Origin of the sequence: Mixta theicola, assembly GCF_002895925.1 — a bacterium.
Classification (GTDB): Bacteria; Pseudomonadota; Gammaproteobacteria; order Enterobacterales; family Enterobacteriaceae; genus Mixta; species Mixta theicola.
Genome location: NZ_NWUO01000055.1, coordinates 1 through 619 on the forward strand (window position 1 = coordinate 1; position 619 = coordinate 619).

General features: G+C 53.6%; 2 protein-coding genes. One reads left to right on the forward strand and one right to left on the reverse strand.

What is annotated here, in order from left to right; translation table 11 throughout:
- Positions 1-397: LysR family transcriptional regulator (locus COO59_RS20580; protein WP_133158633.1), on the reverse strand; the 397-nt coding region annotated here is incomplete at its 3' end.
- Between the two features lie 97 nt (positions 398-494).
- Between COO59_RS20580 and COO59_RS21430 the strand changes: the two genes are divergently transcribed.
- Positions 495-619, forward strand: a 125-nt coding sequence (locus tag COO59_RS21430; protein ID WP_420845713.1) for a GNAT family N-acetyltransferase, incomplete at its 3' end; no start/stop codon positions are given.

Sequence of the window (619 nt, forward strand, 5' to 3'; positions counted from 1 at the left end):
AAGTGTTACCTGTGCGTACGTCCACCTTCAGCAGGGGATGGGCCTGCCGCAGTTGCTGCAGTAAGGGGGGCAGTAGATGAATACAGGCCGTTGCGCCTGTGCCGACAGTAACAGTGCCGGTTATCTCATCGGAATGCAGACTCACTGATTCAACAGCTGTACTTACCACGGCATCAATTTTCAAGCTGTGCTCAACGAGAGTCAGCCCGGCAGACGTGGGTCTTACTCCCCGGCTGGTTCGCTCGATAAGGCGGACCTGAAGCGCCTGCTTCAGTTGTCTTATCTGCAGGCTCACTGCCGGCTGCGACAGACCAAGTGCTTCAGCCGCGCCGGAGAAACTGCCCCGGCTGATAACCAGTCTGAAAGGAGCCAGATGATCGAGATTCAGGTTTGCCATCCCAAAATTTCCTTATGCTGCTGATAAGTCCTGCTGCCTGTCTGAAATTCTTCATTCGGGTTAGTCTCTGCTTCTGACCGCAGAAGGAGCCGTATCGATGGAAATAACCGAAGCAGATGAACGACATATTCCTGCCATCCAGCAGATTTATGCTTATCACGTATTGCATGGCACCGCCACTTTTGAAACCGAACCGCCGGATTCGGCTGAAATGACAGCCCG